This is a genomic window from Vibrio sp. R11-SG3-ISO9 (assembly GCF_059834255.1).
The window spans coordinates 436,899-463,468 of record NZ_JCBDGU010000056.1; the positions used below are offsets into that span (position 1 = coordinate 436,899).

The following is a 26,570-nucleotide window of genomic DNA, read 5'->3' on the forward strand; positions in this document are numbered from 1 at the left end:
GAGGTGGCCAAAAGTGGGAGTTAGATCAAACCACATTTCTTATGGGGAATCTTTTAAATGTAATGGCATAAATTCGGCTTGGCAAAGTTTAAATGAGGCATTTGTTAATTAGCTTTATGAAGCGTCGGAATCATCACATTTCGGTACAGAAAATCTTAACAACAGAAATGGCATTTGCTACAGATTACCTGTCCATTACATGGTGCTTTTCGGAGGAAAACATGTCCATTAATTCAATCAACCATGATGAAATGACGAACATTGCCAACAAGTGGGATGGTGATGAAGAAGTATCCCTAAAACCAGAGAAACAGATGAAATCGGCTGAAGCTCGCCGTCGTATTGAGGCTCTTAGAGAAATTAGAGAAAGCGGTCTGAGCCTTGAAGAAGCGAGAGAATTAGGTCTGATTCACTGATCTTTGATTATTCCTTTTAGAGCGACCAAGCGTCGCTCTATCTGTATTTCCACCCTATTTACAGCATGATGTCTCTTCGGTTAAGTGAACCCCATTCACAGACTCACACTTCACTGGCGCACTCTATTTGACACCACTATCACGCAGCACTAATTTTAAAAGAAAAAGATAAGCGCTGAGATGCACTGTTGGTGAGGAGTAGAGGATGGCGAACTGCAAAGAGGTTCTGTTTTACGAGCCAGAAGACCCAAACGGTTACCTTTCAAATTTCGCGGCCTGTCCGATTCGCGTTGGCGATGAGATATGGGCGACCAGCGAACACTATTACCAAGCGATGAAGTTTACCTGCGAGAACCTTAGACAGCAGATTTACATGGCAAGCTCGCCTGCTGAGGCCTTCGCATTGAGCCGCGATTATGATGAACAAGTGCGCGAAGATTGGTATGACATTCGCGTCGAGGTAATGCGCTTTATTGTGACCGAGAAATTCAAACAGAACCCTTGTTTCGCTCTGTTTCTTATCAATACCGGTGACTCAGTCATCAAGGAGCACTCGCACAAGGACAGCTTCTGGGGCGATGGGGGAGACGGCACAGGTGAAAACCACCTCGGCAAGATCTTAATGAGCGTTCGCAGTCAGCTTAATGATCAGCCCGTCTGCTTAAAGCCTGTAGCGACACACAGTGAGCGTGACTTGCTGTCGGTACCTCTACTGTTTTCACGTCCTAGAGAGAGTTTTAAAGTTCATCACTAAAAAAGCCCCAAGATAATCTTGAGGCTTTCGCTTGGGTTGAGATATCTAGCTAATTAAAGGTATTTACCAACAATATCATCAAGTTGCCCATTATCTCTCATTTCTACCAAGCGCTGATTGATAAATGATTGCAGTTCAGGCTTCATTTGAGGGTCAAAGGCGAGGTGAATCGGGTAGTCACTGATTACCGAACCAAACCTTTGCAGTTGGTAGTCATTGATGTCGAGGTTTTGATCGTTGAGGTTGTACTTAATACGTGACTCCATCTCAACAAACACAGTGTCACCTGGGGTACGGTTAAGAACACGGAAGGCGGCAGTATAGTCCTTTACTCGAATCTCGTTGAGCTTACCTTCGGCAATGTAGGGCTCAAGGTTTGGATATTCAAAACCTAATAGTAATACTACTGCTTTGCCTTCTAAGTCATCGATAGTATTGAACTCAAATGGTTTTTTTCCGCTGCTGAGGAGAGAGTGTTTTACATTGTAAATCGGAATGTCTGAAAGGTTCTCAGATTGGATATTCCCCCAGCTTGGGCTGCCATAGGTTACCCAGTTGTCATTCTCGCGAGCTTCCAGCTTTGAGATCATACGATTGAATGGGTAGGTGTGATAATTGATGTCGTAATCGCTGTCTTGGAATACGGCTTCAACAATATCTGTGACCATGCCTTCGTGAGCGCCACCTTCCTCTTCTATCTGAAAAGGTTGGGCTTGGCTAGCAATGATGTAGTAATGAAGTGGTTCAGACGACACCGCGTAACCACTTGAAAATAAAGCTGCTATTGCAGTTGAAAGAAGATATTTTTTCATAACCTTCCCTGGTTATTTGTAGGACGACTACTATTATACTAGTTGAGTAATAGTAATTTACTAAACTTAAAAAACGGAATTTATCTATGGTGAAACAAGGAAAGCGCTATATCGGACTATCTCGTCAACTCATCGGGATAATCATCGCTATCAGCACTTTGTTCACTGTTATTGTGACAGGGCTCAGCCTATATGTTGAGTACCAAGATCGCGTTTCTTACATCAGCACTCAAATTGATCAAGTAAAAACCGGTCACCTTCCTGGATTAACCTCAAGTCTTTGGGTTGAAGACCGTGATCAACTGAATGTACAAGCCGAAAGCGTCTACCAACTGCCGACGGTCAGTTATCTCCTGATTGAAGATAGCAATCAAGCTGTGATTGAGCTAGGGCAGCCGATTATCGGCAGAGCCTATTCAAAAACTTGGGATATGGTCTATCAGTTAGGGGAAAAAGAATACCCACTGGCAAAACTGACGGTTCAGTCCGATCTTAATTTGATTCTGAATGACTTTGTTGATCGTGTACTTGTTTTAGCCGTGTTTGAAGCAGTGAAGGTATTCCTACTTTCACTCGTTTGCCTGACAGTCGTCTATCGTCTTGTCGTTCGACGTTTGATGACCATCTCTGCCCAAATAGATGAACAAGACCAGCAAGCCGGACCGCAAAAGCTTACACCTGTGGGGCACACCTATTCTGACGAGATCACCACACTCGAGTACAGTTACAACCAATCAGTAGAGCGTATTCGTCAACAGTATGAAGAGTTGAAGCAAGCTAAAGAAGCCGCTGAAGTGGCCAATCAAAACAAGAGTGAATTCTTGGCAAACATGAGCCATGAGATACGCACACCGATGAATGGGATCATTGGCTTGTCATCTCTACTGGCTGATATGGATATGCCAAAAGAGCAAAAAGAGTATGTGCGCATGCTCAATACCTCATCATTAACGCTGTTGGATCTGATTAACGATATCCTCGACTACTCAAAAATCGAAGCAGGGCACCTCGACTTGCAATCTGAGCCATTTCGTATTGCCAATATTATCGATGATGTAGAATCGACGTTCCGTATCAAAGCAGAACAGAAAGGCCTCAAATTCCAACTAGTCACCGACCCGCGTATTCCTGCTGTGATTAAAGGTGATGGCACGCAACTTCGTCAGGTGCTGAACAACTTGGTGGGTAATGCTATTAAGTTCACTGAGCAGGGCCATGTGACTCTTTCTCTGTCTCTAGAGCCATCATTGAATGGCGCTCCGAACAGCGATAAAGCTCGAATCAAGTTTGAGGTGAAAGACAGTGGCATAGGCATCGCGGAAGACAAGCAGCGCAGCATCTTTGAGAAGTTCCAACAAGCCGATGGCAGTACCACTCGTAACTACGGTGGCACTGGGCTCGGGCTCGCTATTTGTGAGAAAATTGTCACGCTGATGGATTCAAAGCTTGAACTGTACAGTATCGAAGGTAAGGGGAGCTCTTTCTACTTCTCCGCTGACTTTGATGTGTGCAGCGAAGTGACGCAAACCCAAGTGGATATGAGCAAGGTGTCGGTGCTGCTAGTGGACGACAGCCAACTCAATATGCGTATTACCTCGGCACAACTGAAGGCATTCGGTTGTCAGTCTCAGAGCTGTGATGGCGCAGAGAGAGCCGTTGAACTTGTCGCTCAATCGTTGGAGAAAAACACCCCTTACGACTTGATATTGATCGACAAAGTGATGCCATCAGTCGATGGTTTCCAGTTGGCAGATACCTTAACGCAACGATTTAAAGATCAGTGTCCGCTGCTTGTGATGATATCCGCCGATCCGCACCTTGAAGACGAACAGAGAGCCAAACAGGTGGGGTATGTGGCTTACATTGCACGCCCTTATCACGATAACCAACTGAAGTGGACGGTGAACCGTGTCCTCTCAAATAGAGCATCTGAACAAGGCTTTACCTATGCAAACCGCGGCGAGGTTTCTTTCAAAACCGTCGCTACTGAGCAGCCGAAACCAGAAGTAGAGCCGCCAGTTGAGCAAGCGCCACTGCCTCAATTCGAAGGTAAAGCGCTGGTGGTTGAGGATTCTCGAGTGAATCAGCAGGTTGCCAAAATGATGATCAAGAAATTGGGGCTTGAAGTAGATATCGCGGAGAACGGTAAGATCGGCGTCGAGATGTATCAAAAAGCCGACTACAAAATCGTGTTTATGGATTGCCAAATGCCTGTCCTCGACGGCTTCGAAGCGACCAAGCTGATTCGCGCCATTGAAGAGGGGTCTGAGCGACATGTACCAATTGTTGCTTTAACCGCTAACGTGGTTCAAAGAGACAAGCACCTCTGCTTCGAAGCGGGGATGGATGAGTTTATCGCTAAACCTGTTAACCAACATAAGCTGCTGGCTGCTGCCGAGAAGTTTTTGAGTCTGCCGAAGAAGGCGCTTGATAAAGATGGAGTCGAGCAGCAGATCATTTAACTTCTTTATTAATTGTAAACGGGCCATGCAAGATGAGTTGTATAGCCCGTTTTTTATGCTCGCCCGAATTCTGCCGACAAGCTTCAATGTAACAATTCATTCACACTTGACTTGCCTTGTAAACCCCGCCTTTAACCCTCAATCGCTTGATTGGGTTAGCTTTCAGCCTTTTTATTCTTGAGTGTAACATCTCGTTTACATTTTCATTGTGAAAGGTCGATTTTGCTGATTTTGTTGAGGATTTTCAATCTCACGAGTTCTGTTCCAAGTTTAAGTTAAGCGCGTTCTACGTGCTGCAATTTTCACAAGGAGAGAAACATGGTCGATAGCTACAACCCGTTAGGTACGGATGGTTTTGAATTCGTTGAGTACACAGCAGCTAATGATGAAGGGATAGAGCAACTGAAGGCGCTGTTTGTGTCACTGGGTTTTGCCGAGATTGCCAAGCACCGCTCGAAAGAGGCATGGCTATATCGACAAGGGGACATCAGTTTTATCGTCAATGCGCAGCCTCACAGCCAAGCTGAGGAGTTTGCGAGAGTACATGGCCCATCAGTCTGTGGAATGGCTTTTCGTGTTCATGATGCCAATGTGGCGCTACAGCAAGCATTGGACAACGGCGGTGAGGAATACATCACTGATATTGGCCCGATGGAGCTCAGCATTCCCGCGATTTATGGTATCGGCGAGAGTCTTTTGTATTTCGTTGACCGCTATGGAAAACAGAGTATCTATGACGTCGATTTCCGCTTCTATGATGATGCGGACCAAAGGCTAGCAGGTGCCGATGTCGGTTTGTACGAGATAGACCACCTGACCCACAACGTGAAACAAGGCAATATGGATTTATGGTCAGGTTTTTACGAGCGTATCGGTAACTTCAGAGAGATTCGCTACTTCGATATCGAGGGTAAACTTACGGGTCTTGTAAGTCGTGCCATGACTGCACCGTGTGGCAAGATCCGTATCCCAATCAATGAGTCTTCCGATGATAAATCTCAGATTGAGGAGTTCATTCGCGAATACAACGGCGAAGGGATTCAGCACATTGCCCTGACTACTGACGATATCTATCAAACGGTTTCGACCCTGCGTGACCGAGGCATGGATTTTATGCCAACGCCTGACACCTACTATGAGAAAGTCGACCAGCGCGTTAAAGGCCATGGTGAGGACACCAGTCGTTTACGTGATTTGCGTATCTTGATCGATGGCGCACCCACCAAAGATGGCATCTTGCTTCAGATCTTCACGCAAACCGTTATTGGGCCGGTGTTCTTTGAGATCATTCAACGCAAAGGTAACGAGGGCTTTGGTGAAGGTAACTTTAAAGCGCTGTTTGAATCGATTGAAGAGGATCAGATTCGACGCGGAGTGTTGACCGATGAGTAAATGGATCCCTTTTCCTCATCGTGAGGGCACTTGCTCTAAGCAAGCGCACGCCGACTTTCCAAAGGAGGCGATTTATGAGCGCGAAGCAGGCCGAAGCGGCTTCTTTGGCCCCGCTGCACACTTTCACCATCAACACGCTCCCACGGGTTGGTCGCAATGGGAGGGGGAGCTACGTCCTCGCGCCTTTGACTTTACTCGCGTTGAATCCGCTGTTCAGGTGTCGCCTTGGCAAGTGCCACACTTGTTGCACAATGCGAACTGCAAGATTCGAGTTTGGAAAGTTGAAAAGAGTATGGAGCACTTAGTCCGTAATGCCGATGGTGATGAGCTGTTGTTCATCCATCAAGGCAGCGCACATCTTTACTGTGACTACGGACACTTAGAAGTGAGGGATGGTGACTACGTCATGCTCCCGCGCTCCACCAGCTGGCGTTTAGAGCCTAATGAGCCGATGTTTATCTTGATGATTGAAAACACCGACGCTGCGTATACCTTGCCGGAGAAGGGCATGGTTGGGAATCATGCGGTGTTCGATCCGGCTGTGCTTGAGGTGCCTTCTATCGATGAAGCATTCCAAGCCCAATACTCAGAAAACGAGACACAGGTTCATGTGAAGCGCCATGACCAGACTAGTGTGATCACCTATCCGTTTAATCCGTTAGATGCGATTGGCTGGCATGGTGATCTGGCGGTTGTGAAGGTCAATTGGCGCGATATCCGACCTTTAATGTCACACCGTTACCATTTACCTCCATCTGCCCACACGACTTTTGTTGGGGCTGGATTTGTCGTGTGCACTTTTGTACCACGTCCGATAGAGAGCGACCCCGGTGCGCTGAAAGTGCCGTTCTACCACAACAACGACGATTATGATGAAGTGCTCTTCTATCATGCGGGTGACTTCTTCAGTCGCGACAACATCGAAGCCGGGATGGTGACATTCCATCCTGCAGGCTTCTCGCATGGCCCACATCCTAAAGCCTTCAAGGCAGGATTAGAGCATAAAAAAACTTTTACCGATGAAGTCGCCGTCATGATTGATACACGCCACGCTCTATCGTTCGCTGATGAACTCGACGCGGTAGAGAACAAACAATATGTCTACAGTTGGCAAGAGAAGTAGGGAGCAAGGATGAAATTAGCAACCAAGAAAAATGGGACTCGCGACGGGCTATTGATGGTCGTGAGCCGAGATCTTTCTCGATGTGTCCCTGCAACAGAGATTTTCCACGCACTGCATCTCTCGCCGACGATGCAGACAGCCATGGATCATTGGCAACAGGTCGAATCGTCACTGTCTGAACTTTATGAAGCGCTTAATGAGCAGAGAGTCGAACAGAGCGAACCTTTTGAGGCGGTTGATTGTGAATCGCCACTGCCGCGTGCCTACCAATGGGCGGATGGTAGCGCTTATGTCAACCATGTTGAATTGGTCAGAAAGGCGCGTGGTGCGGAGATGCCCGAGAGCTTTTGGAGCGATCCGTTGATGTACCAGGGCGGTTCAGACTCTTTCATTGGCCCTCGCGATGATATTGAATTTGCGAGTGATGAATGGGGGATAGACTTTGAAGGGGAAGTCGCCGTGATCACTGGTGATGTGCCGATGGGAGCAAATCGAGAGCAGGCAGAAGAGTCGATTCGCTTGTTAATGCTGGTGAACGATGTTTCCCTGCGAGGATTAATCCCAGCCGAACTAGCCAAGGGTTTTGGTTTTTTCCAATCAAAACCCTCATCTGCATTCTCGCCCGTGGCCGTTACCCCAGACGAGTTAGGGCAGGACTGGCACCAGAGCAAAGTCCACCTTCCTCTGATCTCGACCTATAACAACGAGCCGTTTGGTTGCCCCAATGCTGGAGTTGATATGACGTTTGATTTTGCGCAGCTGGTTATGCACGCCTCAAAAACGCGTCCATTGTCGACAGGCACCATCATCGGCTCTGGTACCGTGTCGAATAAACAGGGCACTGACCATGGCACGTCAATTCAAGAGGGTGGTGTTGGCTATTCATGTATCGCAGAGGTGCGCATGATTGAAACCATTCGTGATGGTCAACCTAAGACGCGCTTTATGACCTTTGGTGATTCCATCAAATTGGAGATGTTGAATAGGGAAGGGCAGTCGATCTTCGGTGCCATTGATCAGCAAGTGATTAAGTATCAAGGCTCGTAAGTAGAGGGTAAGCGATGAGTGAAAGGATCAAGCTTTACGGATATTGGCGATCATCAGCGGCTTATCGAGTCAGGATCTGTCTCAACCTAAAACAGCTTAGTTACCAGTCACAATCGATTCATCTGTTGCGTGAAGGCGGTGAGCAGCACAGTGCTGAATATCACCGCTTGAATGCCGCCGAGTTAGTACCTGTGCTGGTGGACGGTGAAATTTGCCTTAACCAGTCCTTGGCTATCATCCAATATTTGGATGACGAGTACCCATCCAACATAGTGATTCCGACACAAACGCCGCTGCGCTATCAGGCATTGGCGTTAGCTCAAGACATCGCGATTGATGTTCATCCGCTTAACAATCTACGCGTTCTGCAATACTTAGAGCGAGAGTTAGGCTGTGAGCAATCAGTGAAGGTGAAGTGGATGCATCACTGGATTGGGCAAGGGTTCTCGGCGCTTGAAGAGAAGCTTGCAAAGCATAGAGAGAAGTACGGCTCGTGTCGATTCAGTGTGACTGATACACCGTCGATTGCTGATATCTGTCTGGTTCCACAAGTGTATAACGCACAAAGGTTTGGAGTAGATATGTCATCCTATCCGCTGATTAACTCGATCGTTGCAGCGTGTAATCAACAGCAAGCCTTCATTGATGCTCTGCCTGAGAACCAAGAGGACGCGGGCAGTTAATCTGAGGGACAAACAGTAACGAGATTGCAAAAGGGGTAGCTGTATGAGCGGCTATCCTTTTTTCGTAATGATTTGCTTTATCTCTTCTAGTACCTCGGCATTGGCGATCGCACCGATGTTCTCGACGGGGTTGCCATTAACGACCTGTTTCACGGCCAGCTCCACCAACTTGCCAGAGCGGGTTTTAGGAATATCACTGATCGCAAAGATTTGGCTCGGGACATGCCTTGGTGAACACGCAGATTTCAACTGACTCTTAATGGTCGTCTTTAAAGGCTCGGTAAGCTCTATTTGTGATTCCAGTTGAACGAATAGCCAGATCTCTTCATTGCGCTCAGACGCTTTGCCCACGGCTATAGAGTCGACGATCCCCTCGATATGATTCACCTGTTGGTAGATTTCCGCCGTACCGATACGCACGCCACCGGGGTTGAGTGTTGCATCGCGACGTCCGAAGAATACAAAACCTCGATTGTCACTCTGCTTTACATCGTCTCCGTGGTGCCAAGTATCCTCAAAACGGCTCCAATAGGTGTCGTGATAGCGTTCACCATTATCATTCCAAAATCCGTTCGGGAAGTTGGGGAGTGAGTTGCAGCACACCAGTTCTCCTCGTTGTTCGGTTATGGCCTCTCCGTGACTGCTAAACACTTTTACATCCACTGCTAGGCCAGCAGCTTGGCACTCTCCTCGATAAACCGGAGAGATAGGGTTGCCCAGCACAAAGCAGCCACAAATATCGGTGCCACCAGAAATCGAAGCGAGATGTAAGTCGGACTTTATCGATTGGTAGACAAAATCGAACTGCTCAGGGTAGAGCACTGAACCGGTAGAACAGAGAGTTTTCAGCGCAGGTAAAGCGGTGTGCTCTGCTGGGTGAAATGGAACCTTTTCAAGCGCTTCTAAATACTTCGCTGAGGTACCAAATAGGCTTACGTCGGCTCGTGCAGCCAGATCCCATAATACGCTTGGATTTGGGCACATTGGGCTGCCATCGAATATCACTAAGCAAGCCCCACTCGCCAGTGCAGAAACATGCCAGTTCCACATCATCCAGCCACAGGTGGTGTAATAGAACACGCGATCGTGTGGCTTGATGTCGCAATGCAGTTGATGCTCTTTGAGGTGGTTGAGCAGTGTGCCACCAACGCTGTGCACAATGCATTTCGGTTTTCCTGTGGTTCCTGAAGAGTAGAGAACAAACAGCGGCTCATTAAAACTCACTTGAGTAAACTCGATGGTTCTAGCTTGGTAAGAAGAGATAATCGCTTGCCAGTTTTGGTGAGAGAGGGACGCTGGTGCACTGGCTTTGTTGGCGTAGCTTATCTGACAGACTTGCTCTAACCCTGATATTTGCTGAGAAAGTGCGTGGTTTTTCTCTGACATATCGAAGTGCTTACCATTAAAAGAGTAGCCATCACAGGTAAACAACACTTTCGGTTGAACTTGTCCAAAGCGCTCTAAAACGCTTTCCACACCAAAATCGGGCGAGGTCGATGTCCAAGTTGCTCCTAAACTGGTAGCGGCGAGCATCGCGACCACTACCTCTGGTAAATACGGAGTATACGCAGCGACGGTATCGCCTCTGGTGACACCACAATCTATCAGCCACTGTTGAATACGAGAGACATCTTCATACAGTGCCTGCCAAGTGTATTGAGTCTGTTCGTCCAACTCATTTTCGAACCATATCGCCAGAGTGTCTTGGTGCTGGTGGGCATGCTTAAGCAGGTTTTCAGCGTAGTTGAGTTTGGCTTCTGGGAACCACAAGGTATCTCGATTTGGCTGTGACTGCTGCCAACGAGGCTCACCTAAAATGGCGGTATGTTTTCCTTGTGAACCTATCACACCACAAAACTCCCACGTTTGCTGCCAGAAACGCTCTGGTTGCTCGACAGACCATTGATGCAGTGCGGGATAACCATCAAAACTTAACCCCTGTTGGTTTAGCTGATCCATGTACCTTGTGATGTTCGCTTGAGTAATGCGTTCTGAGCTTGGTTGCCAGATTGGTTCACTCTTATCCATGAGCGCCTCTTCGATAAAAAATTAATAGATTCAGTCTTGTACCGACGATCTCCAAAGTCAAACAATGGCTATCAACACGCTAGCACCTCACTTGTATAGCCCTTAAGTTACCAAGGTGGTGTTAGTCCCACTGTTATGCGTTTAAAAACTCATTAAAATCATAAGATTAAAGTTAATGTAAAATAATTGTTACAGGTTTAGTGTTGCTAATCCGTCTGTGCAAACTGGCGGTTAAGGGGAGGGCGGATACGCTTAAAGTAGGGAAGCAATTGGAGGGAAGTAGTGACTCATTATCATTCTAAACCTGTCAGCCAAGATGGGTGGGTAGATTGGAACAGCCAAGAAGATGCGATTTGGCATGACTTGGTTAGTAGGCAGCTAAATGTGATCCAAAATCGAGCCTGTGAGGCCTATTTGCAGGGGTTACGTTTGTTGGATTTGCCTTTAGACCGGGTACCACAACTACCTGAGATCAATCGAGTATTAGCCTCCACCACAGGGTGGCAGGTAGAGCCTGTGCCCGCATTGATTGATTTCGACCGTTTCTTTGCACTGCTTGGCAGCAAGCGTTTCCCTGTCGCGACCTTTTTAAGAACCCGTGACGAGTTCGACTACTTGCAAGAGCCGGACTTTTTCCATGAAATCTTTGGCCACTGCGCGATGCTGACCAATGCCAGTTTCGCGTCGTTCACCGAACATTATGGCCGTTTGGGTCAAGCTGCGACGCCAAAGCAGCGTGCTTATCTTGCTCGCTTATACTGGTTTACCGTTGAGTTCGGTTTAGTCAAAGAGCAAGGACAAACCAAAATCTATGGTGGTGGGATCTTGTCATCGCCAGCAGAAACACTCTACGCATTGGAAGAGCCAAGCGTCATTCGAGAAACGTTCGATCTTCAGACTGTGTTCAGAACGCCTTATCGAATAGACATCATGCAACCTAAATATTTTGTTATTGATGGTTTAGCGCACTTGTTTCAGTTAAGCCAACAAGACCTGATCGCCCAAGCCGATTTAGCTCGTCAGTCTGGGCTGTTACCACCACTTTTTGAACCGAAGGAAGCGACACATGCTGAATGAATTAAAATGCGAAGCCTGTACCAGTGATGCCAAAGCGTTGAATGAATCAGAGCAACAGACTCTACTAAAAGAGCTGCATGACTGGGAGATTGTCATCAGAGAGGGCATTCCGCAGTTGGAGAAAACCTATCGCTTTAAGAATTTTAAGCTGGCATGGGCGTTCAGCAATCAAGTCGCAGAATTGGCTGAAGAAGAGTTTCATCACCCCTCAATATTATTGGAATGGGGCAAAGTGACCGTGACATGGTGGAGTCACTCCATTAAGGGGCTCCATAACAACGATTTTATCTGTGCTGCCAAATGCGATGAGTTCAGACCAGATGTCTAACAAGGATATTGTTGACGAGTTGCGTCAAGCATTTAGGGGATTTGTGATTTATTTGTGATGAGAGTGCCATCATCGCTTAAATAGGCAAGCTAGAGGCTCTGTGTGAGCCTCTTTCTTATTGAATTCTTCTTATAATATTGGTTTTACTAGAGCCCTATATGCTATATTTCTCGGCCAAGTTTACTACAGACTGAGGCTGAAAATGTCTATCAACCTTTCACTCCTTCCACCCGATGAGAAAAATAAGATCGAGCTGGATAAGCAGGCTTCATTCCTCGTATGGCAATTGAAGCAGGCAAAATGTGGCCCTGAAGCCATTGTTGAAGAAGCAATGAAGCTTACCGACCCACAAGAGAAAGCTTGGTTTGATCAGTCTGTGGAGAAATACAAACAGGTAATGGGTGTCGCATAATTGCAGACCACGCTTACCCCAGCAATGCCGCAGAATTGAAATGATGCGGTTTTTTGCTAGAATTTGCCCCGTTAATTGAATCAGAGAGAAGATCCCGATGGGAAGAAGTTTTGAAGTGCGTAAAGCCTCTATGGCGAAAACAGCAGGCGCAAAAATTAAAGTTTATTCCAAGTACGGTAAAGAAATTTACATGTGTGCGAAGAATGGCGGTTCAGATCCAGATATGAACCTATCGCTTAAGCATCTGATTGCTAAAGCGAAAAAAGACCAAGTACCTGCACACGTTATCGACAAAGCGATCGATAAAGCAAACGGCGGTGGTGGTGAAGACTACGTACCAGCTCGTTACGAAGGTTTCGGCCCTGGCGGCACAAGCGTAATCGTTGACTGTCTAACAGATAACGGTAACCGTACTTTCCAAGACGTTCGCCAGTGTTTCGTTAAGACTGGTGCGAAAATCGGTGTTGAAGGTTCTGTTTCTCACATGTTCGCTCACCAAGCGGTATTCCAATTCAAAGGCGAAGATGACGAGATCATCCTAGAAACGCTAATGATGGAAGACGTAGACGTAACTGACGTTGAGCTAGAAGACGGCGTAATCACTGTATTCGCTCCAACAACAGAGTTCTTCAAGACTAAGACTGCACTAACAGCTGCTTTCCCAGATCTAACTCTAGACGTTGAAGAGATCACGTTCGTACCTCAAACTCACACGCCAGTAGCGGGTGATGATGCAGTGAAATTCCAGAAGTTCCTAGACCTTCTAGATGACTGTGATGACGTACAACAGGTTTACCACAACGCTGAGCTGTAATTCTGCGTTGTCGTGACAGTTCACTGAGCTGTCATTTGAATACTAAAAACCGAGCCATGTGCTCGGTTTTTTTATGTCTGCGATTTTACCTTGATCATTGTTCCGCCGGAACGATGAAAAAATCGGTGCTTTTTGGCTTTAATCATTACAAAAACCATTCGTCGACTCCCTATTCATCACACAGCCCTACTTGAGACGGTTGTGATTCTCTTGGCTTACATATCCACTCTGCGAGCTTTTGCACTTTTGGCAGTAGCGTAAGGCTAAGTACCAGTGCACATGGCCACGCCAACAAAAAGCTGTTTAGCCATACTGGTGGCCAATCGTGGCTGAAGCCCATCTTAGTGCCTGAAATAATGCCTGACATCAGTACTGCCATGACCAGTGAAGAGAGTGTCGCAGTGACATAGTGAAGTTTTTTATTCATCTCTGCTCCTAATGATTTTTCTTGTTCGTTGGGTTAAGGTTACTCTTATCCACAAATGAGAAAAATAGGCATATAAAGAACCATGAATTCCATATATGGAAACATTGATGATCTGTTTTTATTTTGTGCTGTGGTAGAGAAAGGCTCTTTGCTGTCTGCCTCACGTTCACTGCAGCTTCCTGTCTCAACCATGTCCCGCCGTTTATCTGCTTTAGAGGAGCGGCTTGGGATTCGCCTGCTTGAGAAAAAAGGGCGAGAGTTGGTTGCGACTGAGGATGGCGAAGCGGCGTTTCAATCCCTCAGTAGCGGCATGGAGTCATTGCAAGCTGGTTTTTTGGATCTGCTCAAAGGCAAGGATGTGATTCAGGGCAAGATTAAGCTGACCGTTCCACACAATTTTTATGGCAGCTTTCTGAGCAACACTATCGAGAGTTTTCTGATCCAGTACCCTAAGGTGCAATTGGACTTAGTCTTGAGTCAGCAACATTTAGTCCCAGAAACGGATCGTGACTTGCTCGTGACCTTTAATGTCTCCAACTTGGAAGGGATGATTGCGCGCCCCCTGTTTAAAGCCAAGCACGGCTTCTTTACTAGCCAGAAATACCTAGAGCGCAGAGGTGCCATAACCACCCCAGAACAGTTGGCGCAGCAAGATTGGGTCAGTGTTGACCATGTTACGGACATTCCGCTCTATAAAGGAGATACCCTGGAGCGCAATATCAGCATTCAGCCCAAGTTTGTGGTCAATGATATACACCGAGTCGCCGAAGCCGTTGAGAATGGCTTAGGTGTCGCTTCACTGCCGTTTCGTCATATCTCACCCAATATGGATCTCATTCAACTCCTATCTGAATACCATCGAGGTGACCGACAGGCATATTTAGTGTACAAAGAGAGAAAATATCAGCCTAAGGCGTTGACGCTACTGATTAATGCACTGATCGAGAGCATTCGATCTTTTCACAATGAAGCGCCCGCCTCATAAAAAGGAGCAATAAATGAAAGTAAGTTTTATCGGACTGGGTGTAATGGGTTTCCCAATGGCAGGTCACCTAGTTAAAGCCGGTTTCGAAGTAACGGTATTTAATCGTACTCACAGCAAAGCACTCGATTGGGCTGATAAATACCGAGGTAAAGCCGCTGAGACCGTTGCGGAGTGTGTAGCAGAAGCTGACGTAGTGTTGGTTTGTGTTGGCAACGATGACGACGTTCGCAGTATGACGACCAGCGAAACAGGTGCATTGGCGGCGATGAAGCCAAACGCGATCCTTGTCGACCACACCACGACGTCTGCACTGTTATCGGAAGAGCTCGAAGTTGCTGCTAACAAAGCCGGTGTTCGTTTTATGGATGCGCCAGTTTCAGGCGGTCAAGCGGGCGCAGAAAACGGCGTGCTAACCATCATGTGTGGTGGTGAGCAAGAGCTATTCAATGACCTTCAACCTGTATTCGACGCTTATGGTAAGTCATCCGTTCTTATGGGTAAGGTCGGCCAAGGTCAACGCGCGAAAATGGTTAACCAGATCTGCATTGCAGGTGTGTTGAACGGCCTGTCTGAGGGCTTAGTGCTGGCTGAGAAATCAGGCTTAGACATTCAAACTCTGGTTGATTGCCTTAAAAACGGCGCTGCTGGCTCATGGCAGATGGAGAACCGCGCGGTGACGATGTCGGAAAACAAATTCGATTTCGGCTTCGCCATTGACTGGATGATCAAAGACTTAGGCTTCTGCTTAGATGAAGCTGAGCGCCAAGGCATTCAACTTCCATTAACGGAAAAGACCAACAACGCATACAAGGCTCTGTCTGCACAAGGTGAAGGCCGCATGGATACTTCGGTATTGATGAAGGCAGTGGTTGAAGAGACGAAGAAGTAAAAGTCATCAAAGCTTCGTTTAGATAACGAAAAATAGCCGCTAATCAGCGGCTATTTTTGTTTGTACAAAGTGATAACGAGCCGTTCTCGCTCGTGTAAGGGAATTAACTATCTAGACTCGAGCATAACTCTTTTAATCACATCATGAACCGCTAGATTTAGAGGGCTTTGACGATCGACAAGACGCATGCAGGATACAAGGTTTAAATCAATCCTAAGCGCTTTAGGGGGCTCTATCGTATTAAGCGAAGCGTCCTTCCAACTGTCGCTTAGCACGCAGGCGTGTTCTCCTTGCTCGAGAATCTGCCTCGCAACTGAAAAATTGTCCACCGTGATACTGATGTTGGGGTCAATGCCATTGCTTCTCAACATTTCTAAATATCGGTAACGGTCTTCATTCCAGCCTTGACTGCGGATCTTGATAAAAGGCAATTGCAACGCCTCTTCCCATGTTAGTGGCCCCAACGATTTTGATACGGCGATCACCAGTTGGTCGGCCATGATGCGTTTCTGGAAGATATTGGTGCTGCGGTCTTCGTTTAGAAAGTGCACACCTAAGGTGATATCACCCTCTTCTAATTTTTGCTCTGTATCTGATGTCCAAGTCTTCAGCTCTATTTGTGCTTTGGGGAATGTTTTCGAAAGTTCCTTAAATAAACTAAGACCTGAAAATTCGAGTGTGGAGGCGAAGAAAGCGAGGGTAATTGGCCCTTCATAGGTAGCAGGGTCGAATGTCACTGGTGATGTAGCGGAGTGCATTAAGGATAAGGCTTGTTCAATCTTGGGCAAAATGGATTTGCTGTAGTGCGTTGGTCTCAACCCTTCCGTGGTGCGCTCGAAAAGTGGGTGTCCCAATTGCTCTCTTAGCTTGGCCATCTGCTTGCTGACAGCGCTCTCTGAGATCCCCAGCTTCATCCCAGCCCTTTTTAAGCTATTCGACTGACATAGCAATACAAAGGTACGCAGCAAGTTCAAGTCTACACTTTCCAAATCGGCAAGTCCTATTTTCCACGCTTTCCGTATTGGAAGTATAAAGTAATCACTGTCGGCGGAGCAAACAATACTCTTCCAAATGACATTCACTTTGAAATATAAAGGTCGCTACTATGAAAACACTATTTCCCCTTACTGCTGTCGCTTTATTCTCAACCAGCGTTATTGCAGCGCCAACTATTGTCACGGAAGATAATTTTGCTCAGGCATACACGAATATGCGCCTCGGCGCTGTGGTAGAAAAAGCGGGTGGTATCAACACATTTTTTGAGATGCCAGTACCGAGCAGTGTTCCTAAAGAGCAGTTCGTTGTACGAATGAATCGAGACACTTTCTATTCTGTTTCTGTCATCGATATGTCGAATGATGATGTCTACGTGACAGTTCCAGAAACCGACCAATATGTGTCACTACAAATTGTTGATGAAAACCACGAAACACAACCAATGATCTACGGTTCAGGTCGTCATAAAATCAGCGCAAAAACCGACCATGCATTTGTTATTGTTCGTGCTCTTGAAGATGATGCGCGCCGTAACCTGAAGATAGAGACCAGCAGCGATAAGCCGTTTGTTTTAAAAGAGTGGGATATGGCGTCTTTTAAGGCCATGGATAGAGCTGGCAACATCGATTTCAGTGACGGCTATGATCAATCAAAAGCATTTGGTAACAAAGAAAGTGGTCAAACTGATTACATGAATTATGTGGGTGCAGCTGGTGGTTGGGGCGGCGCGATGGTCGAAGATAACATCTATCAAACCAGTCAGTACTTCGATGCGAATGCATGTTACGAGACGACTTTCAAAGACCCGAAGGCAGGGGCATTCTGGTCAGCGACGGTTTACAATGCTGATGGGCGTATGTTTAACGATAAGGCTAACATTTCGAGTGAAATGGAACCCGTGATGAACAGCGATGGCACTTATACTCTCCGTTTTGGATGTGACGGTCAACCAAACAATATCCCAACGATGGAAGGTAACAATACGGGCAAATTTAATGTGCTTATGCGCCATTACAACCCTAGCGAGCCAGTCAGCAAAGGCGAGAAGGGTTACAACCCGGTGACGATGATTAAGAAGGTCGGTTAACTTAAATAGCCGAATTTAAAAAGTAAATCACCCCCTGTTCAGAATTAAATCCGATAGCCGCAGATCTGCGGCTATCTTTTGTAGCAAGTATGCTTTGGAGTAATATGGAGCTTAACGGGACGAGCTAGCTCTTATACAGCATCAAATACTATCCCTGTTTTTGGGCTTTCGATACTGGCACGATAATGTGTTGCCACATCAGCTGCAGCGATCCCTGAGCTACTGTCTATTCCCCAAAGATCCATCGTCTCTTTCACCATTCTTGGGCTCACAGCGTTTATTCGCTTACTATCATTTAGCTCTAATGCAGTGGAAGCGACAAAAGCGTTCACTGCGGCAACCCCCATTGCAATTGCGCTTGTATTGGGCATTGGTTGATTAGATGCTTGCCCCGAAGTGAGTGTGATAGAGCCACCCTCATTGAGATAATTAAGCCCGATACGGACCAAGTTAACTTGCCCCATCACTTTATTGTTAAATATCGTTTGATAACCAGCGTCCGGCATCTCTTCTAGGCTTCCCATCTGCCCATTGCCTACCATACTGATAATGGCATCGACTTTTCCTACGCTATTATATAGAGCTTGAATCGACTCTTTGCTTTCAATATCAACAGTATAGTTTCCATGACTGTGCCCAACAGCGATCACTTCGTTGTCTTGTTCTAAGTTGCTAATAACAGCCTTTCCAATAACGCCGTTGGCGCCAATTGCTAGAATTTTCATGTTGTTCCTTAATACTAATATTGAGTTTTTGCTAACCAACGAATGACGTTGGAGGCAATTTCTTGAGATTGATCTTCTTGCAGGAAGTGTGAAGCGTTCTTAATCGTGGAGTGGGGCTGACCTTGTGCTCCTTGAAAATTGGTCTGAAATTTAATGTCATAGCCACGCTCGACTAAGAAAGGATCCTGATCGCTAAATAGCGTGAGGACGGGTTTATGCCACTGTTTAAGCTTGTTCCAATCCTGATTGACTTCATCTAATTCAGAGGCAACGAGCTCGGGCATTTTTCTTGGGCCTGCATAATAATCAGCGGTTGGAAATGGCGCATCGTAAGCCTGCATCTCGACTCTACTGAGCTGTTTGGTGGTCAGGATTTGAAGAATTTCGCCAATGTCTAGTTTTTCGGAATGTTTAAAGTAGCCGGCCCAGTTCCCGTAATTTATGTTGTCAGAAAATTTGGTGATACTTGGCTTACCTGCGACGGCTGCCATTAGCTTGAGAACTTTCGGTACAAGAAATTTCTCCAGGTTTTTCATTTCAGACAATGCCGTATTTGCAAGTACGAGCCTATCTAACCATTCTGGTTCTTGAGCCAACACTCTTAGACCAATCATGCCTCCCCAATCTTGCATAAATGCACTGGCGTGTTTGATTCCAAGTTGGCGCACAAAACTTGTCATCCAGCGCACATGATTACCATAGGAATGGGTGTCGCTATTTACCGGCTTGTCTGACTTGCCAAAGCCAATCAAATCAGGAGCAATAACACGATATCCGGCTTCGACAAACAGTGGGATCATGTGCCTATATAGGTAGCTCCAAGATGGCTGACCATGAAATAGAAATATGGTTTTGCTGTTACTGTCACCTTCATCAACGTAGTGCATTCGCATGCCATCGACTTCGATATAGTTCGCTGCAAATGGATAGTCTGCTAGGTTTGAAAATGCTTCCTCCGGTGTTCTAAGAAATTGTTGATTCATCTTAAACTCCTTTTGGGTCTACTATTTTGACCATGTTTTTACCCCTCATATGTCAATGCTAGGGTTCGTTGTGGCAGTGGATGTGTTTACTTTAGATAATTAAGATGGTCGAAAAAAGCATATATTTTGTACCAAAATGGTCATATAATTAGACCATGATTGCATTGGAACATTTGCACGTTATTAACGTGATTCATCAGGAAGGCAGTTTTCGCAAAGCAAGCGAGCGGCTATTCAAAGCACGATCAGCGGTGTCTTACTCGGTTAAGCAGGTTGAAGAGTATTATCAAATAGAGATATTCACTCGTAACACCTACCGTCCTGAGCTCACACGCAATGGCAAAATATTGGTCAACAAAATTCAGCACTTACTGAATGAAGCCAATGATTTTGATACGTTTGCTCGGCAGATGAACAGCGAGGTTGAAACTGAGCTGAGAATAAGCTTTAGCGCTATATTTCCAATGGATAAGGTCACTCAGTTACTGGGAAAATTAAAGCAAGAGTTCCCTAAAACGATAATTCATCTGGACATTGAGACTGCCTCAGGTGAGCGGATGCTATTGGATGAATTAGTCGACATCGGTATTTATGGTGGCCTAGAACAAGATCCGAGGGTGCAGTACCGAAACATTGAATTTTGTAAGCTGCCCATATTCATCTCGGATAGCTTTCCATTGGCGGATGAACATGAGATCAGCCAAGCAGACCTGACTAAGTACCCTCAAGTTGTCGTTAAGTCTTCATATAAGACCAGCCCTGACTCGGGAATTTTGAAGGAAGGTATTCAGTGGTACGTCTCTGACCATAATACCAAGAAGTCGTTAATATGTAGTGGCCTTGGCTGGGGACGTTTGCCTATGCACGAGGTGAAGCAAGAACTTGAGCAAGGAAAACTCACCCAACTCAATGCGTTAAATACATTGGAAATCCCTGTTTATGTTGCCAAACTTAAGAATAAAACCTTAGGGCCTGTGGGCATGGCTGTGTGGAATTTTTTCCATGATTACCAATAATTTGTGTTGAAATTGAAGGTTAGTCTGGAATAAGAGACGAGCTCTTCTCTCCCCACTCGCGCACGTTTTTTATACTGCTCACGCACGGTTTTGACCACTCACGCCTCAGATTGACCGTTTGTCGCATTCACAAAATCCTTTTCATCAGTCGGTTTAACCTTTCATCATCAAAACAGGAAAGGGAATACCACGATGAAAGCAAGCCATACTCCATTCAATGCACTGCAGTCGATTAAAACGTCTCTCTTTGTCTCGACACTCGCTTTTGGGCTAGCGGTAAGTGCGCCTGTATCAGCTAACCCAACGCCACAAGCACTCTCTATGTACAACCAAGCGGCTCAAGGTGATGAAGATATGGTTGAAGCGGCGCATGATGTCCTTCAATCGATTCTCGACAAGGAAGGTGCAACACCGCTGACCTTGGTCTACTTGGGCAGTACTGAAACCCTTCAAGGGCGCGATGCTTTTCTGCCTTGGAACAAGATGAAATATGTCGAAAAAGGGCTCGCTACCATTGATAAGTCTTTGACTCTATTAAATAGCGTCGAGCAGCCTGTGGCTGAGCAGGAGAGAGTGCAAGGCTTGCCAGAAGCCTACCTCACCCGCGCAATGGCGGCGACCACCTATACCTCTCTCCCAGATATGTTTAACCACTTTGACCGTGGTTATGACCTCTATTTAGACCTGCTATCTGAAGACGAATTTGCACATCAGAACTTCGCCGCGACAGCGTGGATCTACCGCTATGCGGTCACCGCCTCGATTCGAGCAAAAGACTTCGCACAAGCACAATCATGGTTGGCTGTAATGGAAGAGAAAGATAGCAGCAACATTGAAACCATGACGGCGAAGGCACTCGTCAGTCAGGCTCAATAATATCCGTTCGAACAAGGGAGGTAATAAGATGATAGTGTTCGAAGCCATTAAAAAGCGGTACAGAACAGGTGAGCAGGTAGTGCATGCCCTTAATGGAGTCTCTGGAGCGATTGAGCAAGGCGAGATGGTGGCGTTATGCGGCCCCTCAGGCTCAGGCAAAAGTACCTTGCTCAATATCCTAGGAATGTTGGACCGAGATTACCAAGGGATGATTTCTATAGAAGGGCAGCCCTACCCAGAACAAGCTATTCCCGCTGCGCGTTTTCGTCGCCACGCTTTAGGTTTTGTATTTCAAAAATTCAATCTGGTGCCTGTCATGACTGCACTGGAAAATGTCGCTTACCCTCTGATGCTCAATGGTTTAAGCCTTGAAGAGCAACACAAGCAAGCGCAGCAGATGTTGATGCGTGTTGGCTTAGAGCAGTACGTTCACCATCGACCAGATAACCTTTCAGGTGGTCAGCAACAGCGCGTCGCGATTGCTCGAGCTTTGGTCCACAAGCCTAAGTTAGTGATTGCCGATGAACCGACAGCAAGCTTGGATAGCCACACTGCTAATAAAGTGATCGACATTATGCGCGAGCTTGGCCACGAGTTTGGCACCACATTTATTGTCGCCACCCATGATCCAAGAATGGCTAGCCGCTGTGATCGAGTGATTGAGCTGGTGGACGGCAAGATCGTGACCTCAACAATGAATCAGGAGGCCGTCTCATGGGCAAGTTAATGCAGTTTGGGTTTCTACATTCTCTGCGCCTAGCGTGGCTCAATCTCCTGCGTAATGGGCGTCGTAGCTTGTTGTCAGTTTTGATCGTGGCGATTGCCGTGTTCGCACTCACTTCCGCAGGTGGGTATGGACTTTATACCTATGAATCTTTGCGAGAGTCGACCGCGCGCGATACTGGGCACTTAACACTGAGCACACCGGGTTACTTTGAGCAGGACGAAGATACGCCATTAAGCAACGGTTTAGAAAACGCAGATGAACTGACAAAGATGATCATTGGCGACAGCGATGTGCGCGGTGTTCAGCCACGAGTCTACTTTAGTGGCCTTGTTTCCAATGGTTCTAAGTCGACCATCTTTATGGGAACAGGCGTTAACGAGCGTGAATTCGACATGAAAGGGCCGTTTTTAGATGTTCGACAAGGGCAGACTCTAACCAGTGTTGATTCACCAAGATACGACGATTCTGAGCCGCAAGTGATGCTGGGGAAAGACCTGGCGCGTAATCTCAAGGTGAGCATTGGCGATTGGGTTACGCTGCTCGCGACCACTAGTGATGGGGCCCTTAATGCCTTCGATTTTAAGGTGCAAGGTATCTACTCAACTGGCGTTCCTGAGCTAGATAAACGCCAGCTGTATGTTCATATCAGCCAAGCACAAGAGCTGCTGGCTACAGATCGAGTTAGCACACTGTCAGTATTCTTATTTGAGACTCAATTGACAAGTCAGGTTGATCAACGCTTGCAACAAAAGCTGGCACAGCGCAACGGCGATGCGGACAGCTCGCAGATCGAGATCACTCCGTGGCAAGATCGCGCGTTCTTCTACGTTAAAGTTAAAGATCTCTACGATCGGATCTTCGGCATTATGGGTGCGGTGATGGCGTTGGTAGTTTTCGTTTCTCTGTTTAACACCATGACTATGTCGGTCACAGAGCGCACTCGAGAGATGGGAACGCTGTCGGCATTGGGTAGTTATCCATCTGAAATCATTGTTGGATTCTTGAAAGAGGCTGGCCTGTTAGCGGTACTTGGTGGTTTGCTTGGGGCTTTCGCCAGCGCAGCCGTGACAGTTCTATTATTGGTTGTGGATGTGCAAATGCCACCGCCTCCAGGCCGAACTGATGGTTATCCGTTAAATATCTACTTCTCATTTGAATTAGTGGCCTACGCCATGGCTGGTGTGACTGCTATCTGTCTCATTGCTGCTTATTTTGCTGCTCGTAAGGGCGTAAACAAACCTATCACGGAGGCGCTGACTTATGTTTAATGATCTAAATGCCATTTCGAATAGACGCGCAAGCCAAACTGTTTGGCATCACACAGTAATGACGTGTTTGTTGATGTTGTCGTTTTTGTTTAGTGGCTCGAGTTGGGCGGTTGATTCTGAACAAGTGACAGAGATGATTGCCAAAGCCGATCGCTACCGACTCAACAGTGAGCAAGCGTCTAAGGTGGTGTCGGTGGTGCATCTTTTTGATAATGATAAGTTGGATAAAACTCGCCAGTACAACGTCTACACACGTCCAAATCGTGAATCACTGGTGATCTTTAAATCGGCAGTGGAAGCTGGGCAAAAGATGCTGATGATTGAAGACAACTACTGGTTGCTCATGCCTAAGTCGCGCCGACCTATTCGCATCACACCAATGCAGAAACTTTTGGGTGAAGCCTCGGTGGGTGACATCTCAACACTGACTTGGAGTGAGGATTATCAAGGTGAGTGGGTGCAGCAAGAGAGCGTTGAGTTGGATAACGGTGAGCAGGTAACGACACATAAATTAAAACTGACCGCTAAAACCAAGGGAGCAAGCTATCAGTCGATCGACTTGTGGTTAACCACTGATCGCGCATTCCCAATCAAAGCCGATCTCTACTTAAGATCGGGAAAGCTAGCCAAACAGGCATGGTTTGATGAGGGAGAGCGTAATGGGCTGCCAAGTGTGGTTGCGATGAGTCTGCTTGATAAGATTCAGCCGAATAAGCGTACCCTGATTGAGTATCAAGAGATCAGCGAACAGTCACTGGCGGATAAGTACTACAACCCTGCGTATCTGTCTCGTAACAGTGTGTCTGGGCTATAGGTTGGTGGTAATGAACACTTTGGCTTGTTTGAAAACGAGAGATGGTAGCCCTAAACGCTGGTGTGCGCGAGTTGTCGCAATGAGCACCGCTGCAACTTCTCTATTGAGCGCGAGCGTATTGGCAGATGATAACCAACTGAGCCTAGCTTGGGACTGGCAGGTCAGCGCTGAAACGGTGCAATCAAGGGAAACGCCATGGTTGAGTGAGCCTGAATATCATCGCCAGTCTGTGAATGCGTTACTCGATCTTGAAGTGAATTATGCTCAATGGCTTGGCTTGTTCTCGATTAAGGGCGATGACCTTTACCACAAACAGAGCCGACAAGAGATCCCCGATAGTCACAGTGATACACAGCTGATCGTGCGAGAGCTGTTTTGGCAACACAGTGTTAGCTTGTCTAATTCGCTGTTCGGAGATCAGTATATCGATGTCACGCTGGGTAAGATGCGTCTCGATTGGGGTGTTGGTTACGGCTATCGGCCATTGGATGTGATAAAGCCCTACCGACAAAATCCGGTAGGTATTGTTGCGGAAGAGGGCGCGGGCGTCGCATCACTCTCTATGTTTGACGATAGCGGTGAGTGGACCCTGCTTTACAGTGACTCTTCGTGGGGTTCTCAAGAGGTCAATCAGCTCGAAAGAGCGAGTGAACAACAAGGTGTGGGAATTAAGCGCTACAACTTGATTGGTGACCATGAGTATCAATGGCTCGCCTACTATGACGATGTCAGACATGGGTTGCTTGGGGCGAGCTTAGTTTCGGTGCTTAACCTAGCGTGGGAGTTTCATGGATCCATGGTCTACCAACGCCACAGCCTAGGGTACAGTTTGCCTGATGATCAATATCAGCCAGTTCAACTAGAGGAGCAAGGTGACGCTTTTCAAGCTCTTGTCGGGCTGACATGGGCTAACGACACCGGGCACAACATCGTACTCGAATATTGGTATGACAGTCGCGCATGGAGTGATTCTGAGTGGCAAACCGCAATCGATAGAGCCCAAGACTTATCGCAGATGCCGGCCACTCAGCCTTTGGCAAGTGCTTACACGCAGGGGTATCAGCACGCCAATATTGTTGAGCACAACCTGATGGCGCACTGGTCATTGGACTCAAGTGGTTGGCGACACTGGTTTGCTGATGGCGCATCTACATGGGCGTGGCTGGATGATGTTACCCCAACTCTGGATCTGATGATCGCCCCACAAGACGGCGGAATCATCGCAACACAATGGATCAACTATCAAGCAATAGACAATGGCAGTGCGTCGGTTGAACTGGAACTTGCTGCACGCTTTTTAGGCGGAAATAAGGATTCTGCTTACGCTAATTTGCCCGATAGTCATATGATTCTATTAAATATTAAAGGACGATTTTGATGAGTGAATCTGGATGTAAACAGTACTCTTGGTTTAAGAGTTGGTTAGTGACCACCCTGTTTTGTGTCGCGATTAGCGTGACAACTCAAAGTATCTGGGGAGGGCCACTGTTCACCAGTGCCATGATTAGTTTTGGCTTTGGCTACAGCGCGGTGTTTTCTTCTTTTGTCCTCATCAAGTTGTTTCCTGATACGTCACGCTTATTGGAGATCGCCATCTCAATGGTATTTGCTCTAACGGTCGGAACACTCAATGCGCACTACTGGTTGAATGGCTTCTTTGGGGAAGGTATATCTGAGCTTAAGTCGGTGATCTTCCTTGGAGTCATTTTCTGTTCGGTCAGCTACTACTATTTCTACACCAGAGAGCAAAAGCTACGTGCAGACAATGAATTAGAAGTAGCCAAGCGTCGCCAAGCAGATCAAGAGAAAGTGGTTGTACTCAGTCAGTTAAAGCAGCTACAAAGCCAAATTGAACCGCATTTCTTGTTCAATACTCTGGCAACAGTCAGCGCTTTGATCGAGACTGACAGTGGTAAGGCAAAGCTGATGTTGGATAAGCTTACTGAGCTTTTGCGAGTTACACTGCGTAATAGCCGAAGTGAACAATCAACCGTTGCTCAAGAGAGTGACCTTCTGGATGCGTATCTGAATATTCAGAAAATTCGTTTGGGTGAGCGCCTAACCTTCAGCATCGACAAGAGCCAAATCGACTCAACACAAGTGATCCCGCCATTTTTGATTCAGCCCTTGGTTGAGAATGCCCTCACTCATGGGATAGAGCCCAAGGCTGAAGGCGGTGAGATCTCGATTAGATTCAGTGCTGAGCAAGAGTATCTAACGATCGATGTGGTTGATAATGGCTTAGGGTTGTCGAGCTCGTCCAATAGCGGCGGTCATGGTGTAGGGTTGAGTAATATCCGCCAACGTATCGCGATGTTATTTGATGAGCAGGCAAGCTTATCAATCAAAGAGCAAGCTGCTGGTGGGGTGGTGGCTCAATTAAAACTACCGCTCTCAGGCCAATAGAAATGGCGATTTACAGTGTGAAT

27 protein-coding genes are annotated in these 26,570 nt (G+C 46.8%); 21 read left to right on the forward strand and 6 right to left on the reverse strand.

Annotation, left to right across the window (positions count from 1 at the left end; genetic code table 11):
• The first annotated feature begins 221 nt into the window (after nucleotides 1-221).
• The gene (locus AC6R05_RS22865; RefSeq protein WP_032553733.1) at nucleotides 222-416 is read left to right on the forward strand and encodes a PA3496 family putative envelope integrity protein; all 195 of its coding nucleotides are present in this window, start codon (nucleotides 222-224) and stop codon (nucleotides 414-416) included.
• Between the two features lie 205 nt (nucleotides 417-621).
• Complete coding sequence (gene ybiA, locus AC6R05_RS22870; RefSeq protein ID WP_500648751.1) at nucleotides 622-1,170, forward strand: riboflavin biosynthesis intermediates N-glycosidase; 549 nt, start codon at nucleotides 622-624, stop codon at nucleotides 1,168-1,170.
• A 53-nt stretch (nucleotides 1,171-1,223) separates the two neighbouring features.
• On the opposite strand, the gene AC6R05_RS22875 is transcribed toward ybiA, so the two are convergent.
• A complete protein-coding gene (locus AC6R05_RS22875) occupies nucleotides 1,224-1,982 on the reverse strand; it encodes a substrate-binding periplasmic protein (RefSeq protein ID WP_500648752.1) in 759 nt (252 codons plus the stop codon).
• 86 nt (nucleotides 1,983-2,068) lie between these two features.
• On the opposite strand from AC6R05_RS22875, the gene AC6R05_RS22880 reads away from it, so the two are divergent.
• The 5 genes from AC6R05_RS22880 (at nucleotide 2,069) to maiA (ending at nucleotide 8,689) form a co-directional block, all read left to right on the forward strand.
• Nucleotides 2,069-4,444 carry a response regulator gene (locus AC6R05_RS22880; RefSeq protein WP_500648753.1) on the forward strand — a complete coding sequence of 792 codons (2,376 nt, stop codon included), beginning with the start codon at nucleotides 2,069-2,071 and terminating at the stop codon, nucleotides 4,442-4,444.
• A 318-nt stretch (nucleotides 4,445-4,762) separates the two neighbouring features.
• Nucleotides 4,763-5,836: a 4-hydroxyphenylpyruvate dioxygenase gene (gene hppD, locus AC6R05_RS22885; protein WP_500648754.1), complete on the forward strand. Its 1,074-nt coding sequence runs from the start codon at nucleotides 4,763-4,765 to the stop codon at nucleotides 5,834-5,836.
• On the forward strand, nucleotides 5,829-6,959 hold the full coding sequence (locus tag AC6R05_RS22890) for a homogentisate 1,2-dioxygenase (protein WP_500648755.1): 1,131 nt from the start codon (nucleotides 5,829-5,831) through the stop codon (nucleotides 6,957-6,959). The genes hppD and AC6R05_RS22890 overlap by 8 nt, the downstream gene beginning before the upstream one ends.
• A gap of 9 nt (nucleotides 6,960-6,968) precedes the next feature.
• Entirely contained in the window at nucleotides 6,969-8,006 is a 1,038-nt protein-coding gene (locus AC6R05_RS22895; RefSeq protein WP_500648756.1) for a fumarylacetoacetate hydrolase family protein, read from the forward strand.
• A gap of 14 nt (nucleotides 8,007-8,020) precedes the next feature.
• Nucleotides 8,021-8,689 carry a maleylacetoacetate isomerase gene (maiA, locus tag AC6R05_RS22900; protein WP_500648757.1) on the forward strand — a complete coding sequence of 223 codons (669 nt, stop codon included), beginning with the start codon at nucleotides 8,021-8,023 and terminating at the stop codon, nucleotides 8,687-8,689.
• A gap of 51 nt (nucleotides 8,690-8,740) precedes the next feature.
• Here maiA and AC6R05_RS22905 read toward each other — a convergent pair whose 3' ends face one another.
• Nucleotides 8,741-10,717: an acetoacetate--CoA ligase gene (locus AC6R05_RS22905; protein WP_500648758.1), complete on the reverse strand. Its 1,977-nt coding sequence runs from the start codon at nucleotides 10,715-10,717 to the stop codon at nucleotides 8,741-8,743.
• Nucleotides 10,718-10,999: 282 nt separating this feature from the next.
• On the opposite strand from AC6R05_RS22905, the gene phhA reads away from it, so the two are divergent.
• From phhA to AC6R05_RS22925, 4 genes are all read left to right on the forward strand, one after another.
• A complete protein-coding gene (gene phhA / locus AC6R05_RS22910; protein WP_500648759.1) occupies nucleotides 11,000-11,794 on the forward strand; it encodes a phenylalanine 4-monooxygenase in 795 nt (264 codons plus the stop codon).
• Nucleotides 11,784-12,122, forward strand: coding sequence for a 4a-hydroxytetrahydrobiopterin dehydratase (locus AC6R05_RS22915; RefSeq protein ID WP_032553721.1), 339 nt, complete (start codon nucleotides 11,784-11,786; stop codon nucleotides 12,120-12,122). Before phhA ends, AC6R05_RS22915 begins: the two co-directional genes overlap by 11 nt.
• Nucleotides 12,123-12,324: 202 nt before the next feature.
• Entirely contained in the window at nucleotides 12,325-12,534 is a 210-nt protein-coding gene (locus AC6R05_RS22920) for a DUF3283 family protein (RefSeq protein ID WP_032553719.1), read from the forward strand.
• A 97-nt stretch (nucleotides 12,535-12,631) separates the two neighbouring features.
• Nucleotides 12,632-13,348 carry a YebC/PmpR family DNA-binding transcriptional regulator gene (locus tag AC6R05_RS22925; protein ID WP_032553717.1) on the forward strand — a complete coding sequence of 239 codons (717 nt, stop codon included), beginning with the start codon at nucleotides 12,632-12,634 and terminating at the stop codon, nucleotides 13,346-13,348.
• A 169-nt stretch (nucleotides 13,349-13,517) separates the two neighbouring features.
• Here the strand turns inward: AC6R05_RS22925 and AC6R05_RS22930 are convergent, their stop codons facing one another.
• Nucleotides 13,518-13,775: a DUF2798 domain-containing protein gene (locus tag AC6R05_RS22930; protein WP_500648760.1), complete on the reverse strand. Its 258-nt coding sequence runs from the start codon at nucleotides 13,773-13,775 to the stop codon at nucleotides 13,518-13,520.
• Nucleotides 13,776-13,857: 82 nt separating this feature from the next.
• Here AC6R05_RS22930 and AC6R05_RS22935 point away from each other — a divergent pair, with 82 nt between their 5' ends.
• Both AC6R05_RS22935 and AC6R05_RS22940 read left to right on the forward strand, forming a co-directional pair.
• Nucleotides 13,858-14,760: a LysR family transcriptional regulator gene (locus tag AC6R05_RS22935; protein ID WP_500648761.1), complete on the forward strand. Its 903-nt coding sequence runs from the start codon at nucleotides 13,858-13,860 to the stop codon at nucleotides 14,758-14,760.
• Between the two features lie 13 nt (nucleotides 14,761-14,773).
• Nucleotides 14,774-15,649, forward strand: coding sequence for an NAD(P)-dependent oxidoreductase (locus AC6R05_RS22940; RefSeq protein ID WP_500648762.1), 876 nt, complete (start codon nucleotides 14,774-14,776; stop codon nucleotides 15,647-15,649).
• A gap of 107 nt (nucleotides 15,650-15,756) precedes the next feature.
• Here the strand turns inward: AC6R05_RS22940 and AC6R05_RS22945 are convergent, their stop codons facing one another.
• Entirely contained in the window at nucleotides 15,757-16,638 is an 882-nt protein-coding gene (locus AC6R05_RS22945) for a LysR family transcriptional regulator (protein WP_500648763.1), read from the reverse strand.
• Nucleotides 16,639-16,754: 116 nt separating this feature from the next.
• On the opposite strand from AC6R05_RS22945, the gene AC6R05_RS22950 reads away from it, so the two are divergent.
• Nucleotides 16,755-17,732 carry a DUF1254 domain-containing protein gene (locus AC6R05_RS22950; RefSeq protein WP_500648764.1) on the forward strand — a complete coding sequence of 326 codons (978 nt, stop codon included), beginning with the start codon at nucleotides 16,755-16,757 and terminating at the stop codon, nucleotides 17,730-17,732.
• A 131-nt stretch (nucleotides 17,733-17,863) separates the two neighbouring features.
• On the opposite strand, the gene AC6R05_RS22955 is transcribed toward AC6R05_RS22950, so the two are convergent.
• Both AC6R05_RS22955 and AC6R05_RS22960 read right to left on the reverse strand, forming a co-directional pair.
• Nucleotides 17,864-18,457, reverse strand: a complete 594-nt coding sequence (locus AC6R05_RS22955; protein ID WP_500648765.1) for a short chain dehydrogenase — start codon at nucleotides 18,455-18,457, stop codon at nucleotides 17,864-17,866.
• A gap of 14 nt (nucleotides 18,458-18,471) precedes the next feature.
• Entirely contained in the window at nucleotides 18,472-19,440 is a 969-nt protein-coding gene (locus AC6R05_RS22960) for a haloalkane dehalogenase (RefSeq protein WP_500648766.1), read from the reverse strand.
• Between the two features lie 155 nt (nucleotides 19,441-19,595).
• Here AC6R05_RS22960 and AC6R05_RS22965 point away from each other — a divergent pair, with 155 nt between their 5' ends.
• From AC6R05_RS22965 to AC6R05_RS22995, 7 genes are all read left to right on the forward strand, one after another.
• Nucleotides 19,596-20,456 (forward strand): LysR family transcriptional regulator, encoded by an 861-nt coding sequence (locus tag AC6R05_RS22965; protein ID WP_500648767.1) that lies wholly within the window; start codon nucleotides 19,596-19,598, stop codon nucleotides 20,454-20,456.
• 192 nt (nucleotides 20,457-20,648) lie between these two features.
• Nucleotides 20,649-21,332: a hypothetical protein gene (locus AC6R05_RS22970; RefSeq protein ID WP_500648768.1), complete on the forward strand. Its 684-nt coding sequence runs from the start codon at nucleotides 20,649-20,651 to the stop codon at nucleotides 21,330-21,332.
• Nucleotides 21,333-21,360: 28 nt separating this feature from the next.
• Nucleotides 21,361-22,059 carry an ABC transporter ATP-binding protein gene (locus tag AC6R05_RS22975; protein WP_500648769.1) on the forward strand — a complete coding sequence of 233 codons (699 nt, stop codon included), beginning with the start codon at nucleotides 21,361-21,363 and terminating at the stop codon, nucleotides 22,057-22,059.
• Entirely contained in the window at nucleotides 22,047-23,327 is a 1,281-nt protein-coding gene (locus tag AC6R05_RS22980) for an ABC transporter permease (RefSeq protein ID WP_500648770.1), read from the forward strand. The genes AC6R05_RS22975 and AC6R05_RS22980 overlap by 13 nt, the downstream gene beginning before the upstream one ends.
• Nucleotides 23,328-23,385: 58 nt before the next feature.
• Complete coding sequence (locus AC6R05_RS22985; RefSeq protein ID WP_500648798.1) at nucleotides 23,386-24,141, forward strand: outer membrane lipoprotein-sorting protein; 756 nt, start codon at nucleotides 23,386-23,388, stop codon at nucleotides 24,139-24,141.
• Between the two features lie 10 nt (nucleotides 24,142-24,151).
• A complete protein-coding gene (locus AC6R05_RS22990; RefSeq protein WP_500648771.1) occupies nucleotides 24,152-25,519 on the forward strand; it encodes a hypothetical protein in 1,368 nt (455 codons plus the stop codon).
• Complete coding sequence (locus tag AC6R05_RS22995) at nucleotides 25,519-26,547, forward strand: sensor histidine kinase (protein ID WP_285468027.1); 1,029 nt, start codon at nucleotides 25,519-25,521, stop codon at nucleotides 26,545-26,547. The genes AC6R05_RS22990 and AC6R05_RS22995 overlap by 1 nt, the downstream gene beginning before the upstream one ends.
• The last annotated feature ends 23 nt before the right edge of the window (nucleotides 26,548-26,570 follow it).